General features: G+C 67.0%; 1 pseudogene. It reads left to right on the top strand.

Going from position 1 to position 624, the window contains the following annotated elements:
• Positions 1 to 477: pseudogene (locus ACBJ32_RS59400) on the top strand (hypothetical protein); the annotation flags it as partial.
• Between the last annotated feature and the right edge of the window lie 147 nt (positions 478 to 624).

Below are 624 nucleotides of genomic sequence, written 5' to 3'. Positions count from 1 at the left end.
CTGGAGAGCCGGATGATCGGGAAACCATCACGTCCGGTTCGGCGGGAGGCCGCGCGGAAAAGGACCAGCTCACCGCTGACACCTCGCCGCGCGGCCGACCCATCCGCCTGGCTGGTCCGCTACCGCCCCCTGGCGCGGATCTACGAACGCAAGCCTGCCCATCACGAGGCCATGATCTGGTGGGCCGCCGTGCACCAGATGACCCGCCGCCTGACCCGCGAACTGGCCGGTCTGCCGCCCACTGGCCGCTGGAGCGACCCGCCGCCGCTTCCGGTATCCAGCCCCGATCGGCGCGGCAAGGTCCTGCAGCTTCTGGCCGCTCGGCCCTGGCGAGCCTGGCGAGGCAGTGAGCTGGCCGCCATCCTCGCGATCGAGAACGTCAACAGCTTCCGCGTTCAGCTGTCCCAATGGTCCCACCAGGGCTACATCAACAAGGTCGGACCGGCTCTCTACGGGCCCACGCCCGCCAGCACTTAAGCCTTTGTCAGCAGGCTCTCAGCTTGGCGTTTAACCCCTGAGCTGCACATTTGCCGCGTTCGGCGATGTGGGTGACTAATCCCTCATAGCGGATTGTGTCTCTCGGGACACGGCGTGTCGCCGTGAGTTGAGTCAGCCACCGTCTCC

Origin of the sequence: Nonomuraea sp. GTA35, from assembly GCF_041950525.1 — a bacterium.
GTDB lineage: Bacteria > Actinomycetota > Actinomycetes > Streptosporangiales > Streptosporangiaceae > Nonomuraea.
The sequence above is the reverse complement of the archived record's forward strand: the minus strand, read 5'-3'. Positions and strand labels throughout refer to the sequence as shown.